At 65.8% G+C, this 16,210-nt stretch carries 13 protein-coding genes; 7 read left to right on the top strand and 6 right to left on the bottom strand.

Annotation, left to right across the window (positions count from 1 at the left end; genetic code table 11):
- Positions 1 to 229: 229 nt before the first annotated feature.
- Positions 230 to 643: a hypothetical protein gene (locus tag IEQ11_RS16755; protein ID WP_191822176.1), complete on the top strand. Its 414-nt coding sequence runs from the start codon at positions 230 to 232 to the stop codon at positions 641 to 643.
- Positions 644 to 758: 115 nt separating this feature from the next.
- Here the strand turns inward: IEQ11_RS16755 and IEQ11_RS16750 are convergent, their stop codons facing one another.
- The 4 genes from IEQ11_RS16750 to IEQ11_RS16735 form a co-directional block, all read right to left on the bottom strand.
- Positions 759 to 1,181, bottom strand: a complete 423-nt coding sequence (locus IEQ11_RS16750; protein ID WP_191822175.1) for a hypothetical protein — start codon at positions 1,179 to 1,181, stop codon at positions 759 to 761.
- Positions 1,182 to 1,225: 44 nt separating this feature from the next.
- The gene (locus tag IEQ11_RS16745) at positions 1,226 to 2,017 is read right to left on the bottom strand and encodes a LytR/AlgR family response regulator transcription factor (protein WP_191822174.1); all 792 of its coding nucleotides are present in this window, start codon (positions 2,015 to 2,017) and stop codon (positions 1,226 to 1,228) included.
- A complete protein-coding gene (locus tag IEQ11_RS16740; protein WP_232526145.1) occupies positions 2,010 to 3,269 on the bottom strand; it encodes a sensor histidine kinase in 1,260 nt (419 codons plus the stop codon). The genes IEQ11_RS16745 and IEQ11_RS16740 overlap by 8 nt, the downstream gene beginning before the upstream one ends.
- 203 nt (positions 3,270 to 3,472) lie before the next feature.
- Positions 3,473 to 3,727, bottom strand: a complete 255-nt coding sequence (locus IEQ11_RS16735) for a hypothetical protein (RefSeq protein WP_191822173.1) — start codon at positions 3,725 to 3,727, stop codon at positions 3,473 to 3,475.
- 53 nt (positions 3,728 to 3,780) lie between these two features.
- Here IEQ11_RS16735 and IEQ11_RS16730 point away from each other — a divergent pair, with 53 nt between their 5' ends.
- Positions 3,781 to 4,938, top strand: a complete 1,158-nt coding sequence (locus tag IEQ11_RS16730) for a threonine aldolase family protein (protein ID WP_191822172.1) — start codon at positions 3,781 to 3,783, stop codon at positions 4,936 to 4,938.
- Between the two features lie 122 nt (positions 4,939 to 5,060).
- On the opposite strand, the gene IEQ11_RS16725 is transcribed toward IEQ11_RS16730, so the two are convergent.
- Together IEQ11_RS16725 and IEQ11_RS16720 are read right to left on the bottom strand one after the other, a co-directional pair.
- Positions 5,061 to 7,061 carry a sulfatase-like hydrolase/transferase gene (locus IEQ11_RS16725; RefSeq protein WP_191822171.1) on the bottom strand — a complete coding sequence of 667 codons (2,001 nt, stop codon included), beginning with the start codon at positions 7,059 to 7,061 and terminating at the stop codon, positions 5,061 to 5,063.
- Positions 7,062 to 7,999: 938 nt separating this feature from the next.
- Positions 8,000 to 9,802 carry an acyl-CoA dehydrogenase gene (locus IEQ11_RS16720; RefSeq protein ID WP_194735136.1) on the bottom strand — a complete coding sequence of 601 codons (1,803 nt, stop codon included), beginning with the start codon at positions 9,800 to 9,802 and terminating at the stop codon, positions 8,000 to 8,002.
- A 202-nt stretch (positions 9,803 to 10,004) separates the two neighbouring features.
- Here IEQ11_RS16720 and IEQ11_RS16715 point away from each other — a divergent pair, with 202 nt between their 5' ends.
- The 5 genes from IEQ11_RS16715 to IEQ11_RS16695 all read left to right on the top strand — a co-directional run bounded on the left by IEQ11_RS16715 (position 10,005) and on the right by IEQ11_RS16695 (position 16,166).
- Positions 10,005 to 10,652 carry a QsdR family transcriptional regulator gene (locus IEQ11_RS16715; RefSeq protein WP_191822091.1) on the top strand — a complete coding sequence of 216 codons (648 nt, stop codon included), beginning with the start codon at positions 10,005 to 10,007 and terminating at the stop codon, positions 10,650 to 10,652.
- A 340-nt stretch (positions 10,653 to 10,992) separates the two neighbouring features.
- Entirely contained in the window at positions 10,993 to 13,053 is a 2,061-nt protein-coding gene (locus IEQ11_RS16710; protein WP_191822092.1) for a hypothetical protein, read from the top strand.
- Between the two features lie 107 nt (positions 13,054 to 13,160).
- Entirely contained in the window at positions 13,161 to 14,219 is a 1,059-nt protein-coding gene (locus IEQ11_RS16705; protein WP_194735137.1) for a glycosyltransferase family 2 protein, read from the top strand.
- Complete coding sequence (locus IEQ11_RS16700; RefSeq protein ID WP_191822093.1) at positions 14,216 to 15,265, top strand: glycosyltransferase family 4 protein; 1,050 nt, start codon at positions 14,216 to 14,218, stop codon at positions 15,263 to 15,265. The genes IEQ11_RS16705 and IEQ11_RS16700 overlap by 4 nt, the downstream gene beginning before the upstream one ends.
- On the top strand, positions 15,252 to 16,166 hold the full coding sequence (locus tag IEQ11_RS16695; RefSeq protein ID WP_191822094.1) for a lysylphosphatidylglycerol synthase domain-containing protein: 915 nt from the start codon (positions 15,252 to 15,254) through the stop codon (positions 16,164 to 16,166). The genes IEQ11_RS16700 and IEQ11_RS16695 overlap by 14 nt, the downstream gene beginning before the upstream one ends.
- Positions 16,167 to 16,210: the final 44 nt, after the last annotated feature.

Genomic DNA, 16,210 nt, shown 5'->3' with positions numbered 1-16,210 from the left:
CTGGGGCGCCTCGATGCGGTGGACTGGGGAGTCCGCCGCCAGCGACTGAGCGCATTTCGCGACCACGATGGCCGACTCGCCTTCGTGTCCGCCTTCGTGTTTTCCAATGCCCGTGCGCCGGTAAATCCGCCGCTTCATTTGCCCGAAGCACGACGCCGACTCGGACCGGATCCAATCGATTCGAACCGGTAGCGCAGATGTTTGCCTTCCCAAACCCACAGGAGGAACCATGGCCTCGATCAACATGCCCTATGCGCAGTCGAACGACCCGGCGGTACGCCGCTGGTGGTCGCAGTTGTCGGACGCCAGCAAGCGCGATTTGTCCAACAGCTGGCATCGCGATGAGCGCGAGGATCCGCTGGCCAAGACGGCCCGGCGGGTGGCCGGGTTTCTGACCGATCATCTACGCGAACGCGCACGCGAGGAGCGGTGTTGGGAATCGCAGGATCTGTACGAGCATTTGGTGGCGCACGAAATAGAACCACTGCGGGATTTTATTCCCGTATTCAGTCCCTGGTGGATTTTGGATCACGGCATGCTTTGGCCGGTCGATGTCCAGGGAAATGGACAGTTGGGTATCAGCGTTAACTCATGCAGTCTTGAACAGCAGGCCTTGCTGGCGATGCGCGATCGCAGCGAATGATCGTCGCGGCCGATGCAGGCGCTGAGTCGAATCGGTTCGATGCGCTAACCGCGTTCAAGCACATCCGCGGATGACTGAGCGCTCCACGGCGGCCCGCGTACGGACCGCCGTGTCCTCACGACGCCGGCGGCTTACAATCGGCCGCCACCGGGGTGTCGTCGGGCTTCACGCAGACCGTGAAGCCCGGCTTCATGTCGAGGGCCGCGCGGATGGTGCCGGCCTTGACGGCGAAGCGTTCGACGATGCGATCGGCGCACTCCGGTTTGCGGCCGCCCGGGCTGGTCGCCGCGCTCGCCAGCGCATTGACGGACGCGACCGCGCCGGGCGCCTGCGGACACACCTTGCGGAACAAGCTGTAGTGGCACTGCCCGCTGCGGCTGGCGATGCATGCGAAACGGGCGCTGCGCTCGTCGATCTTGACCTTGCTGTGGATGATGTCGCCGCCGTCGTCCTTTTCGCGATGCACGATGGTTTTGCCGCCGACGTCGCAGCCGGCCAACAGCAACGAGTAACACAGGACGGCGATGAGCTTGCGCATGATCGATCTCGGTTGGATGAGCCGGGCGAGGCGGGGCGGAACCGTCACATCGTGCGGAACAGGGCCATGAACGGCTGGCTGACGGTCAGGGTCTCGGGCCGGTTGCGCAACCGCACCGTGCCTTTGCCGCTTTCGTCGCGGACGATGCCGGCGATGGCCTTGAGATTGACGATGGTCGAACGATGGATCTGCTTGAAGGTGTTGCTGTCGAGCACTTCCAGCAGTTCGCGGATCGGCTTGCGCAGCAGCGCCTCGCCTTCGGCGGTGACCACGGTGGTGTACTTGTTGTCGGCGCGGAAGTAGGCCACGTCGTCGATCAGGATCAGCCGGGTTTCGCGGCCGGCGCTGGCGGTGAGCCAAGTCAGCGCCGGCTTGTCGCTGGCCTTGGCGCGCTGCGCGGCGAGGCGTTGCGAAAGCACGGCGAGCGCATCGGCCTCGCCTTCGCTTCCGCCGAAACCCGCGCCGCCGCGCGCCTGCAGACGCTGCACGGTGACCGCGAGCCGTTCGGGCGTGACCGGCTTGAGCAGGTAGTCGATCGCGCCGTGTTCGAACGCGTCGATCGCGTATTGATCGTAGGCGGTGACGAACACGACCTGGGTCTGGGGGCTGACGTCGGTGGCGGCGACCGCGACGTCCAGGCCGCTCAGGCCGGGCATGCGGATGTCGAGGAAGGCGATGTCGGGGCGATGTTCGGCCAGCGCTTCGAGCGCGACCGCGCCGTCTTCGCATTCGGCGACGATGCGCAGGTCCGGCCATGCGCTGCGCAAGGCATCGACCAGGGCCTGGCGCAGCAGCGCTTCGTCTTCGGCGATCACCGCGGTGAGGGGCTTAGGCATGTTCGGCTTCTTCTTGTTGCAGGGACGGGATGGTCAGGGTGGCGGCGACGCCGTTGGGGAAGTTGGCGACGATCGACAACACGGCGCCGCCGCCATAAACCAGGTGCAGGCGTTCGCGCAGGTTGCGCAGGCCGATGCCGGTGCCTGCGGTCTGCGCATTGAAACCCAGACCGTCGTCGGCGACGGTGATCGCGATCGAATGCTCGCCGCGGCGCGCGAGGATCCACACGGTGCCGCCGCCGGGCTTAGGTTCCAGGCCGTGCTTGATCGCGTTCTCGACCAGGGTCTGCAGCATCATCGGCGGCAGCGGCAGGGCGCGCAGTTCTTCGGGCACGTCCAGTTGCAGGCTCAGGCGATCGCCCATGCGCAGCTTGAGGATTTCCAGATAAGCGCGCGAACGATCGAGTTCGTCGCCCAGGGTGGACAGCGAGTCCTCGGTGCGCGGCAGCGAACGGCGCAGGAAATCGATCAGGTGGCCGAGCATTTCGTCGGCGCGCGGCGGGTCGTTGCGCGCGAGGTACTGCGCGCTGGCCAGGGTGTTGTAGAGAAAATGCGGTTCGACCTGGGCGTGCAACAGGCTCAGCTTGGCGACCGCGAGTTCCTTCTCGACCACGGTGCGGGTGACCGCGGCGCGTTCGTGGCGGCGGCGCTCGGCGACGCGGCGGGTGATCGCGCGCACCAGGGCTTCGGCGTTTTCCAGGTTGGTGCCTTCGTCGACCCGGAACCAGTCGCTCCACGCGCCGGTATCGGGTTCGCAGATCAGGGTGATGCGGCTGGTGCCTTCGCCCGGCGTCACGGTGGCGAGGATCTGATTGCGGGTGGTGCCGAGCCACCAGTGGTACAGGGTGACCGGGCTGAGCGCGTGGCGCCCTTGCTGGCCGGGACGATGCACCTTGGCGCGCACCTGCAGACTGTCGCGCGCGCTTTCCAGTTCGAAGGTGCGCGGCAGTTCGCGCACGGCGGCGTCGAGCAGGTCGAAGGCCTCGTCGGCATCGAACGGCATCTCGATCTGGCGGCGCTGGCGGTTGGACAAGGCGCTGGCGTTGACCTCGCCGGCGATCAGGCGCACCCGGCGCAGGTGCGAGAACGCGTGGGTGATGACGATGGCGACGACGATCAGCGCCAGCAGGAACAGCGGCCCGGTGTCCTCGTGCTGCAATGCCGGCACCGCCGAGGCGAACATCGCCAGCAGCACGAACAGGCCGAACCAGGCGGCGGCGAGGCGGGCGACGAAGAAGAAACTCTTGATCACGGTGGAGTCCGGGTGGAGGCGTGGAACAGAGCATAGTGGGCCGCGCGCGCGGGGGAAGCGGCTTGCGACCGGAACGACGATACGGCGATGGAGCCGGTGTTGCGCAGTGTGAAGCCGGCGCGGCTGCGCGTGGGGGCGGGTGAATTCCGGTTGCCGTGATAGGAGACGGCAGCATCGGGGGCTGAAAGCCGTCTCGCAATCGATCAGGCGGCCGCGGGATATTTCGTGGGAACGAGCTTCAGCCGCCCGACGCTTTCGACCCGGGTCGCCGCGAACCCGGGAACGCCCGCGTTCGCGCCGCTACGACGAATACCGCTGCGATACGGACAGGCGCGGCTCGGCGCTGCACGAAATGATCGCAAGGCCGCTTCGATACCATGCCCGCCGCGGATCGCGCTTGCTTGTCGCTGGCCGCGCGCGCCGACTAAGCTCGACGACGACACGCGGCTGTGCGACATGCTCCGATGCATGGATGCGGCAAGCCAACGACAGGAACAGTCAGGAGACAGGTATGGACCGACGCCGATTCTTCGCCCTGGGCGGGTGGGCGGCCGCGATGCCGATGCTGGCGCATCTGGGGCCGGCGCAGGCCAGGGCCGATGCGCCGCGCGCGGGATCCAAACGCGTGGATTTCACCAGCGACGGCCTGGGCCTGGACCCGGTCGAATACGCCAGCGTGTTGCACGACACCGTCGCCGCCGGCGCGGTCGGCGCGGACTATTACTCCAACGGCGGCATCGTCGCCGAGCTGGAGCGCAGCTTCGCGCAGATGCTCGGCAAACAGGCCGCGATCTTCCTGCCGACCGGCACGCTGGCGAACCAGATCGCGATCCGCAAACTCGCCGGCAACGACCGCCGCGTGCTGGTCCAGGCCGAAAGCCATCTGTACAACGACAGCGGCGATTGCGCCGAAGTGCTCAGCGGTCTGAATCTGATTCCGCTGGCGCCGGGCCGGGCCAGCTTCGAGCTGTCGCAGGTGCGCGACTGGGTCGAGCGCTCGGCCGGCGGCCGGGTCGCGATGAAGGTCGGCGCGATCTCGATCGAAAACCCGGTGCGACGGATGGATCACCGCATGTTCGAATTCGCCGAACTTGAACGCATCAGCGCCTATGCGCGCGAGCAGGGCATCCGCCTGCACCTCGACGGCGCGCGCTTGTTCAACCTGCCGCTGCATTCGGGCAAGAGCGTGCGCGAACACGCCGCGTTGTTCGATACCGTGTATGTCTCGCTGTGGAAGCACTTCAACGCCGCGTCCGGCGCGATTCTCGCCGGCGATGCGGCATTCATCGACGGCCTGTACCACACGCGCCGCATGTTCGGCGGATCGCTGCCGCAGGCGTGGCCGGAAGTGGCGCTGGTGCCGCGTTACGCGCCGGGCTTCGAAGCGGACTACGCGAACGCCTGGCGCGTGGCCGAGCAATTGATCGCGCTGTTGCAGGCCGATCCGCGTTTCACCGCGCAACGCATCGCCGACGGGACCTGCCGGTTCGTGTTGAAGGTCGCGGGCGTGCAGCCGACCGCGCTGGCCGAACGCGCGGCGAAGCGCGGGGTGATCCTGCCGCGCGCTCATCCGGGCAGCGGCGATATGCCGATGCAGGTCAATCCGACCTTGTTGCGGGTGCCGGCGGCGCAACTGGCGCGATGGTTGATCGAGGCCGCGAACGGTTGAGGCTTCGGCCGCCGAAAGCCGTTCCATATCGCCACATCGTCGCGCCGCGACGAGAAGGGACCTCCCGATCGAGATCCCTGCCTGTTAAGCGCGCCGGCCCGAACCGGCGCTGCATCCACCGCTCAAACCGTTTCCGGCATCGACAGCATTTCGGCCTCGTAACGCTGCAATAATCGGTTCAGGCGATTGGCGGTGTCGACGATGCCGGCATCGGTGTAATACGACGGCAGCTGCGCGATCGGGGTCGGGAAGCTGGCGTTGGTGACCAGCAGATTGGTCATCTCGCAGCCGTCGTGCTGCAGGTCGTACAGTTCCCATTCGTCGGCCTCGATCTGGTTCGGATCCCAGTAGCGGACCAGTTTCCATTCGCCCGAACGCACGCAGCGCACGTGGTTGGGTTGCCGCACCGGGCCGGGCGCGAGCTGCGGCACCGGGCCGTTGAACGGCAGTTTGCTGCCGCCGTCGCGAACCACGTCGACCATCTCCAGGAAGATCTTGAATTCGCGGTCCGAATGCACTTGATGCGGATCGGCATCGCCGTGCAGACGTTCGGTGATTTCGTCGTCGGTGACGAACAGGACGCCTTCGCGCACCTGGCCGTCGGGCCGCGTCGGCTCGCTCTGGGTGCCGCGGATCACCGGCGTCAGATCGACGCCGGGGAACGGCGGCACCGGCCGGGTCTGGCGCAGCTCTTCGCCGATGCGCGCGACGTCCTGTTCGCTCAGGCCGGCCAGGCCGAGCAGGGTCGGCACGATGTCGACATGGCTGGTCAACGCATCGATCTGACGCATGTCGGGTTCGATGTTGAGCTTCGCCGACTGGATCACTACCGGCACGTGCAGCGCTTCCTGATACGCGGTATGCCACTTCTCGATCATGTAGTTGTGCGCGCCGCCGTATTCGCCGTGGTCGGCCATGAACACCACGATGGTGTTGTCGCGCTGGCCCGATTCGTCGAGTGCGTCGAGCACGCTTCGGATATGGCCGTCGACCAGATGCTGCAACCACGCGTAGTACTGCACGAACCGCAGCGCGGCGTTGTGCGGATCGGCGGTCAGCTGGAACGGAATGCCCGACAGCAAGGCCGCGTTGACCGCATCCAGCCCCGCCTGTTGTTGCGCCGACAAGCCGGTCTTGGACGCGAGCGCCAGGCCCATCTTGTAGGCGTAATCGAACTGGCAGGCCGGCTTGTTGGTCAGCGGATCGCCCAGGCTCGGCGGCACGTTGGCGTTGTCCTGCGGAAACGCGAGCGGATTGAGGTTCAGGCTCAGGGTGCCGGCGGTCGGTGTGTTGCTCCAGGTGCCCTGGGCCGGAACCATCAGCGGGCCGATCGGCTTGGCCTCGGGATCGAGTCCGCGCGGCAGGCCCGGATAGGTCGCGATGTCGTGTGGATTGGCGAACGAGGCGACCGCTAGCCAGGGCTTGGGCTGCGTGCTCGGGTCGGGCGTCAACGGTTTGCTTTGATCGTGCTGGGCGAGTTGGCGGTTGTACGGCAGCCCGAGGCCCTGGCCGCGCAGAAAACCGCAGACCAGATCGCGGAAACCGACATCGCGGTACGCGCCGAGGTTGTTGATGCTCGAACCGTGCGGTTCGGGCCACGACAGTTCCCAATCGTCGAAGCCGTAGCGCTGCAGCGAATGCTCGGGCGGATTGCTGACGTGCCACTTGCCGAAGTAATGGGTCTTGTAGCCCGCGCCGCGGAACCAGTGGCCGAGCGTGGGGATGCCGTCGGCGGCCAGCCACGGAAATGCCGCGGCGTCGCCGTTCTTGAACAGTCCGTCGGTCTGGGTCACGCCGGTGCGCGCACCGTACTGGCCGGTCATCAGGGCGGTGCGGCTGGGAATGCACGCGGAGGAGGCGATCGTGTGTTTGCGCAGCACCACCGAATGTTTGCGCAGCGACCACAGGCCGGGGAAGTACTGGCGGTAATCGTTGTCGGCGTCGGGTTCGCCCTGGAAGCCGACGATGTCCTTGAGGTCGTCGACGAAGCCGCCTTGGGCGCCGTAGGCGTAGCGCGGGAAGCGCAGTTGGTCGACGAGGATGATCAGGATGTTGGGTTTTGCGACGGTGTCGGGTTCGGTGGATGCGTCGGGCGTGGCGGATGGGCTGGGCGAGCTGGCCATGGGACCCCTTCGGTCGGGTGATGTCGCGTGGCTGCGGCGCGGGTCGCGCGGCGGCGGCGGAGTTGGGACGTCGGGTTCGACATAGGCAATGACGCGGATTGGGCTTTCGGGCGGCCATGTTCGCGGTCAAGTCGTGATCAGGTCACGTTTTTTTGGGTGTTTGCTTTTTTTTGGAGAAGAAGCAACGGCTTCTCGGAGCAAAGGCAACAGCTTCCGCCTGCAAGCGGGCGGGTTACTTTCTTTTGTCAAAAGCGACAAAAGAAAGGTAACCAAAGAAAAACGCTTTTCTTTGAATCAAGGGCCCGCAAGTGCGGTGCTGACGCGGGCATGCGCCACACGGGACATCCATGTCCCGGTGGCGCACGGCGTGCATCCTGCACGCCGCCCTTCGGGTGTGCGTTTGCTAACGCGAGTTACAAGCCTCGCAGCGCTGGTGGTGAACTAGCGCCTCAAGCCAAAGCCAAAGCCAAAGCCAAAAGCTGTATGGCCTACCTGTAGGAGCGGCGCAAGCCGCGACCGCGGGATTGCGACTACGCCGCAAGCCACGAAGTGGCCCGTAGTCTCGCGGTCGCGGCTTGCGCCGCTCCTACAGGTAGACCATGTGGCTCTGCTTGAGTTCGAAGCCGCGCAGTTAATCCAGCGCTGCGAAGCTCGGAGCTCGCGAGAACAAGAGGACACCCGTAGGGCGGCGCACATGGATGTGCGCCGCGCGCCACCGGGACAGGATGTCCCGTGTGGCGCGTGCCCGCGAATGCATCGATCTTGCGGGCCCTTGATTCACAAAAAAGCATTTTTCTTTGGTTACCTTTCTTTTGTTGCTTTAGACAAAAGAAAGTAACCCGCCCGCTTGCGGGCGGAAGCTTTTGATCTAGCTTTCAAGAAAGCAAGCGCACCGACGCAGCAACCCGCGCAGCGTCATCGACAGCTACCGGCGGTGATCAAAACCACTCCGCACGCATCTCATAAGCACTAGGCTCAGCCTCCCCCACCAACCGAGCCGCCAACTCAATCTGCGGCAACTCGGTAGCAAAGAAAAACCGGCAAGCCTGCAACTTGCCCAGATAAAACGCCGTATCGGCAGCATTCGCCCCCGCCAACGCTCGCTGCGCGATCGCCGCCTGACGCAACCACAACCACGCAATCGTCAGATGCCCGAGCAAGGTCATGTAATGCCCCGCATTGGCCAAGGCCAGGCGAACCTCGCCCGCGGCCATGCGCCGACCCACCGCCAGCGTCGTTTCCCCAGCCAGCTTCGCCCCAGCCTGTAACTGCGCTGCCAACGCAGAAAGCTCCGACAGCGAGCCAGCATCAGCACATGTCAAACCGATCTCGCGCAGCAACAACTTCAACGCCGCGCCGTTGTGCATCATCGCCTTGCGCCCGAGCAGGTCCAGCGCCTGGATGCCATTGGTGCCTTCGTGGATCGGGTTGATGCGGTTGTCGCGATAGCACTGCTCGACCGGATACTCGCGGGTATAGCCATAACCGCCGAGAATCTGGATCGCCAGTTCGTTGGCCTTGAGCGAATAGTCCGAGCCCCAGGCCTTGATGATCGGCGTGAGCAGGTCCAACAACAGATGGCTTTCGTTGCGAACGGTCTCGTCCGGATCGCGACCCTGGTCGACCAGCAACGCGGTGTAGAAGCCCAGCGCCTGCGCGCCTTCGACCCAGCACTTCTGCTGCAACAGCATGCGCCGCACATCGGCGTGCTCGATCAAGGCCACCGGCGCCGAGCTCGGATCCTTCTGATCGGGATGCCGGCCCTGATGCCGCTCGCGCGCGTACTGCAATGAGTACAGATAGGCCATGCTGCCTTGCTGCACCGCGCCCAAGCCGACGCCGATACGTTCCTCGTTCATCATGTGGAACATGTAACTCAGGCCCTGATGCGGCTCGCCGACCAGATAGCCGTGGCAATCGCCGGCTTCGCCGAACTTGAGGAAGGTGTTGACGCTGCCGCGTTGGCCCATCTTGTGATTGAGCCCGGCCAGGCGTACGTCGTTGCGTTGCGTGCGGACGCCATCGTCGTCGACCCGCCAACGCGGCACGATGAACAAGCTGATGCCGCGCACGCCGGCCGGGCCGCCGGGAATTTTCGCGAGAACCAAGTGCACGATGTTCTCGCCCAGCTCATGATCGCCGGCCGAGATCCACATCTTCGCGCCGCTGAGGCGATAGCTGCCGTCGGCCTGCGGTTCGGCGACGGTCTTGATGTCGGCCAGCGAGGAACCGGCCTGCGGTTCGGACAGGCACATGGTGCCGTAGTAGCGGCCGTCGACGATCGGCTTCATGTACAGGCGCTTCTGCTGTTCGTCGCCATAGGCTTCGAGCAGGTTGGCCGCGCCGCGCGCCAGCGCCGGATACGCCACGGTCGACGGATTGGCCGCGGAGAACATGCAGTCGCAGACCGCGCCGATCACGAACGGCAACTGCATACCGCCGTCGTCGTAATCGGCCAGCACCGCCATGAAACCGGCTTCGTTGAATGCGCGCAGGCCTTCGCCGATTTCCGGGATCAGTTCGACCTTGCCGTCGACCATATGCGGCTCGTGCAGATCGCTTTTGCGGTTGTGCGGCAGGAACTTGCTGACCGCGAGCTGGTGCGCCAGCTCGATCGCCGCGTCGAAGGTTTCGCGGCTGTGCTCGGCGTAGCGCGCGTAACCGGTCAGGGTGTCCACGCGCAGCAATTCGTACAGCATGAAATCGAGGTGGCGGCGGTCGATCAGGGGGCTGGAGCTCATGGCGGCGGTCCGGCGGAGAGTGAGTCATTTATGCGATACGACTCATCTAGCGTCAAGTTCATGATTCGACTAAGCTGCCGCAATGCCCAGATCCGCATCGAAATCGGTCGCGTCGAAGCCGGCGCTGTCTAAGCAGGCTCCGTCAAAACAGGCCGGATCAAGGCAGGTCGCATCAAAGCAGGCCGCCTCGAAACCGGCCGCCTTGACCCGCCTGGGCCAGGCCCTGCGCGAGCCCGGCGCGGCGCGGGTCAGCCCGCTGGACCTGTTCCGACTGGCGCGGCGGGGCTGGGTCGATGGCGAACGGCTCGACATCGGCGCATTGGCCGCGCAACTGGGCATCGGCCGCGCCACCGCGTTCCGCTGGGTCGGCAGCCGCGAGCAACTGCTCGGCGAAGTGATCTGGTCGCTGTGCGAACCCTTGCTCGATCAGGCCGCGGCGGCCTCGCACGGACACGGCGCCCAGCGCGTCGCGGCGACCTGCGAGTACGCGATCCGCGCGATGTTGCGTTATCGCCCGCTGCGCCGCTTCATCGAACTCGACGCCGAATTCGCCCTGCGCCTGATGACCTCCAAACACGGCCCGCTGCAGGCGCGGGTGATCGACAAGGTGCGCGGCCTGCTGCAGTTCGAAAGCGAACGCGGCGCGCTCGAGTTGCCGTTGAACATCGACACCCTGGCCTATCTGGTGGTTCGCCTGGCCGAGTCGTTCATCTACGCCGACGTGATCAGCGACCAGCGCGTCGACCCGGCCGATGCGGGGCTTGCTATCGAGTTGTTGCTGTCGGGGCGGGTGGGGCAACGCGTTGCCATGACGCCCAAGAAAAAAATATCCACGCGCGCCAAGCGCTGATCGTCGGCTGGACGAGTTTCGACAACGGGATCGTCGTCGGCACCCAACATCGGCGCTGACCGACCGCGCAATCTGAAGAGCGAGTCGCCGCGATACGCCATCGCGATTGCGCGGTGTCCGCGCGTGTCCGGTTTTCGAGCGCTAATCCGTTCTGCGGCAACAGTACGAAATCGAGCCGTTTTCACCTGTATTCACGACGGCATCAGCAGTGATTGTGTGCGCGATTTCATGGATTCAATACTTGCTCGCGATGCACAAGAAAGCCACCTTGAAGCTTGACGAGTTGTGCAGTTAGTCAGCTGAACGCCACGTAGACTCGGACCTCTATTGAGGGCTTTCAATGGATTATCTGGGAGCGCTGGCCAAGCTGGGCGTGTGGTTTGCGGTGTATCCGCTGGGAGCATGGACGCTCGCCTCGATCGGACATGAAACCCGGGGTCTTCGTTCGCATGCGCTCATCGTGCTGTGCGCGGGCAGCGCGGTGGCGACGCTGTCGATGATGGCGCTGGCCCTGGCCGGATTGTTTTCGCCATTGTGGATCGGGATCGCCGCTTGGTTGCTGGCCGGCCTGTGGTGTTGGCGGGCGCGGCCGTGGATCGGGCTCGCAGGCCGGATTCGAATGCACGCGAAGCCGCGCGCCAAAGCGCTCGGCATCCTCGTTGTCGCCGCGATCGTGATGACCGCCGGTGTCTTGTATGCCTTCTTTCCCAAGGAAAGCCTGCTCGGCGAGCGCGACGAAGGCATCTATGCGCAGCATGCGCTGCATCTGCTGCGCACCGGCGGGTCGGCTATCGATCTGCAGGCGCTCGGCGTTGCCGGTGATCCCGCCATCGTTGCGATCGAGCGCGGCCGCGCGCCCGAATTGCCGGGTATTTATCCGACTCCGGGGCGATGGACCTTCCAGTTTTCGGCGGCGACGCCGGTGTGGATGGCGATGCTCGGATCGGTGCTCGGGCCGCAGGGAATATTCCGCTTCAATGCGATCGTCGGCGTGCTCAACTGCCTGGCGTTCTTCGTTCTCGTCCGGCGCATATTGAAGCCATCGCAGCGCGTGTGGGCGATCGCCGCGTTGGTGGTGTATGCCTTGCAGCCGGCGCAGGTGTGGATTTCCAGGAACAGCTTGAGCGAGCCGTTCTGCAGTTGGTTCGTGCTCAACGGCGCGACGCTGGCGATGATCGCCCTGGCCAGGCGCTCGCGCGTGCTCGCGGCGAGCGCCGGCGCGTTGATCGGAATGGCCGGTTTCGTGCGCATCGACGCGGTCATTTTTCCGCTGGCGATCGTCGCGGCCTGGCTGGCGGCGGTGGCGGTCGATCGCGGCCGGCGAAGCGAACGGTTCAATCCGGCGTTGCAGGAAATCGCGTTCGGATGCGCGGCGGTCACCGCGCTGGCGCTCGGCTATTTTCTCGCTTTCGTGCAGCCTTATCTGGTCGGTCTGGCGGACATGGTGCTGGGCGCGATCATCGCGACCGCGTTGTGCGCCTGCCTAGCGCGCGCCGCGCAGACCAGCGCCGCGTTGCGTATTCCGCGACGTTTCGCCGAGCGCGGCGCGGGGCCGGTCGCGCTGGCGATGGTGGCGCTGTTCGTTTACGCGATGTGGATACGCCCGCATCTGCAGCCGTATGCCTTGATCGAGTCGAAGCTGGTGCCGCAGTTGAACGGACTGCGCGACTATCGCGAAGCGAGTCTGGTCAATGTCGCCGCATACCTGTCGCTGCCGGTGGCGATCGCCGCGGGCATTGGCGCGGCGTTCGCATCGTCATGGGCATTGCGCGGAACGCCGGGTTCGATCAGGACCTGGGTGCTGGTGTTTCTGCTGGTGCCCACCTTGGTCTATCTGTGGAAGCCGATGGTGTCGCCCGACCACATCTGGGCCGCGCGGCGTTGGGCGCCGGCGGTATTCCCGGCCTGCGTCGTGTTTGCCGCGCTCGGCTGCGCGGCCTTGTCGCGGCGGTGGCGTGCGTCGTATGCGTACGCCGCGGTGGCCGTGGTCAGTCTGGCGCTCGGCGCGAATCTGCTATGGCTGCAGCGCGACACGTTGTTGCTGCGCGAGGACGCCGGAATGGTCGCGCAGATCGCGGCGATCGCCGGGCAACTGCCGCGCGATCAGGTGAGCTATGTGGTCGCGGCCGGCCCGTTGGCCAGTGCGTTGATCACCGGATTCGGCGCGCGGGTGGTGCCGGTCGCATCAGCGTCGGGTCCGCAAGCGGATGCGGTGTGCGGTGCGACGGCGCGCGGCTGCCGATTGGTGCATTTCGCCGGTATGGACCTTGGTCGCGCCGATGCGGTCGAGGTGGCGACGTTGCGGATCCGGCGTCTGCGCCGGATCACCTCGATGACCCCGTTGGCGCACGGCGCCCACGAAGAAATCAGCGATTGGAAGGTGGTCCAGATCGGCCCATAGGCGGCCGCGCGGGCTGCGTCCTCGCAAGCGGACGTTGACCCACGCGCTCGCGCACCGGCGCAAGCAAGGCGAAGTCATCGCCATGGAATCGGATAGGAGGTCGAACGATGAACGCTCGCAGATCGTTTCTCACGGAAGACATCACGGTTCGTTATGCCGGCAACGCGGTGCTGTCCGAGCCGCTGGCGATCGGCTGCGAGAAGATCGCGCGCCGGCCGATCAAGGTGGTCATCCAGATTCCCTGCCGCGACGAAGCCGAACAGTTGCCCGAAACGCTCGCCGCGCTGCCTTCGTTCATCGGTGGCGTGCAGTCGGTGGAGTGGCTGGTCATCGACGATGGTTCGACCGATGAGACCACTCAGGTCGCGCTGGAACACGGCGCGCATGCGGTGTTGCGTTTTCCGGGCAATCGCGGGCTGGCGCATGCGTTTTCGGCCGGGCTGGAAGCGGCCTGCCGTCGCGGCGCCGATGTCGTCGTCAATGTCGACGGCGACAATCAGTACGATGCGTCGGCGATTCCGCGCATGGTCGCCGAGATCGTGGCCGGTCGCGCCGACATCGTGGTCGGCTGCCGGCCGATCGAGCGCATCGGCCACTTTCCGTGGTGGAAGAAACGCCTGCAGCGCCTGGGCAGCCGGGTGGTGCGGGCGGTATCCAATGTCGCCATCGAGGACGCCACCAGCGGATTTCGTGCCTACAGCCGCGACGCGGCGATGCGCATCAACGTCTATTCGCGTTACACCTATACCTTGGAAACCCTGATCCAGGCCGGCCAGACCGGAATGCGGATCAAGGGCGTTCCGGTCGAGGTCAATCCGCCCACCCGGCCTTCGCGGCTGATCCGCAGCGTGCCCGAGTACATCGCCCGCTCGATTCTGACGATCCTGCGCTCGTTTCTGATCTATCGGCCGCTGGAGTTCTTCCTGGTGCCGTCGGGTCTGGCGGCATTGCTGGGCCTCGGGATCGGAGCGAAGTTCCTGTTCGAATACCTTCAGGGTCATGGCGACGGCCACATTCAGTCGCTGATTCTGGCCGCGACCGCGGTGCTGGCCGGTGCGATCGGCGGCGCGGTGGGGCTGCTGGCGAATCAGCTGGTGGTCAACCGCCGGCTGCTGGAAGAACAACAGCTCAGTCGCCGCCGCGCGGAATGGCGACAGATGCCTTGAAGTCGATCTGGTACATCACCCGCAAGTTTCCGCCGTCGCGCGGCGGCATGCAGCAACTGAGTCATCGCATCGCGACCGAACTGAGCGCCCTGCGGCCGCTGACCTTGCTGCGCTGGCGCGCCGGGCAGTGGGGATTGCCGATATTCGTGCTCGGCGCGCTGTTGAGCCTGAGTTGGGGCCTGCTGCGCGGCCGGGTCCGGGTGCTGCTGCTGGGCGATCCGGTGCTGTCGCTGCTGGCGGTTCCCGCGCGCTGGGCCGGAGTACCGGTGGCGGTGGTGGTTCACGGTCTCGACCTGACCTATCCGAACCGCTGCTATCAATGGTATCTGCGGCGATTCTTTCGCGGTCGCATGGACAGCTGTATCTGCATCAGCCGGTTCGTGCTCGATGCATTGATCGCTCGCGGCGTGGACGAGTCGCGATGTGTATTGATCCATCCCGGCGCGAGCGAATCGCCGATGGCGGAAACCGGTGGCGGGAACGATTCGCCGCCCGCCTTGCTGATCCTCGGGCGATTGGTCCGGCGCAAGGGCGCGTTGTGGTTCGTGCGCGAGGTGATGCCGCGCCTGCGCGCATCGCTGGGATCGGCGCGCCTGGACATCGTCGGCGACGGCCCCGAACGCGCGGCGATCGCGCAAGCGATACGGGACGCAAACCTGGACGACGCGGTGCGGCTGTGGGGCGATGTCGACGAGGCGAGCAAGGCGCAACGGCTTGCGCGATGCGATCTGCTGCTGATGCCCAACGTCCGGGTCGAAGGCGATCCGGAAGGCTTTGGGCTGGTCGCGCTGGAAGCGGCCATGAGCCGGCGTTATGTGGTGGCCGCCGATCTGGAAGGATTGCGCGATGCCGTCGCGCATCCCGAACTGGGCCGTCTGCTGCCGACGGAAGATGCCGACGTCTGGGCCCTGGCGATCGTCGAGTTGCTGGCCGATCGCCAAGGCCTGCGCGCAAAAGGAGAAGCGGCGCGCGCGTATGCCGCCGCGCATTGTTCCTGGCGACAGATGGGGCGGCGTTATGCCGAATGCCTGGATGCGCTGGCCTAAGTTCGCCCGGTCGTTGGCGCGCAGCCTGGGATGGGTGCTGGGCCTGCTGGCGCTTGCCCTGGTCGCGGCGCAAGCGTGGTCGCGGCAGGAACAATGGCTGCCGTTTTGGCGGCAATTGCAGGCGCGCGATGTCGCCGCGGTGGTGGGCCTGTGCTTGATCATGCAGCTGTTGCTGGGTCTGGCCTGGCACGTGTTCGTGCATGGACGGGTGGTGCGCGATCGATTGCTCGGCGATCAGTTGCGCTGGGGGCAGAGCCTGTTGGCCAAGTACCTGCCCGGCAAGATCTGGCAGGGCGTGGCGAGAGGTGCGCTGTACGCGCGCGACCGCGGTTCGGGCGCCGCGTTCGTGTTGTTCGTGCGCGAGCAGCTGTTGTCGCTAGGCATCAGCGCCTTGATCGCCGCCGCCGCCGCTCCCGCCGCGTTGTCGCCGCGACTGGGCGTGGGGTTTCAGTGCGCCTTTCTCGCCGCTGCCGCGGCATTGACCTGGATCGCGATGCTCAAGCGCCTGCCCGAGCCGGTCATGGCTCGTTTGCCGGGCATCGTCCGCGACGGCATCGCGGAGTGTCCGGACGCGGCGACGATGCGGCGGGTGTGGGTCTTGCAGTTGGCGGGGTATGTGGCGATGTGCGCGGCATTCGCGCTGCTGGCCGCATCGTTCGGGCTGCGGTTGGATGCGCTACGGCTGTCGGCCGCGTTGTGCTTCGCCGGTCTGGCCGGGGTGGCCGCGCTGTTCGTGCCGGCGGGCCTGGGCGTGCGCGAGGCCGGCCTGTTCTGGTGCCTGAGTCCGCTGCTCGGCGCGGCCAATGCCGCGATGCTGGCGCTGGCCTGGCGCGTGGCGATCACGTTCGCCGAGGCGCTGTTCGCCTTGCTCAGTTTCGTCGTGGGCATGCGCCGTCGCTGACGCCGAAACGGTTCCGCCCGTGGGCGGAACCGTTTTACAGGCGA

The organism is Lysobacter capsici, assembly GCF_014779555.2.
Taxonomy (GTDB): domain Bacteria; phylum Pseudomonadota; class Gammaproteobacteria; order Xanthomonadales; family Xanthomonadaceae; genus Lysobacter; species Lysobacter capsici.
This window is presented reverse-complemented; position numbering and strand designations above follow the sequence as displayed.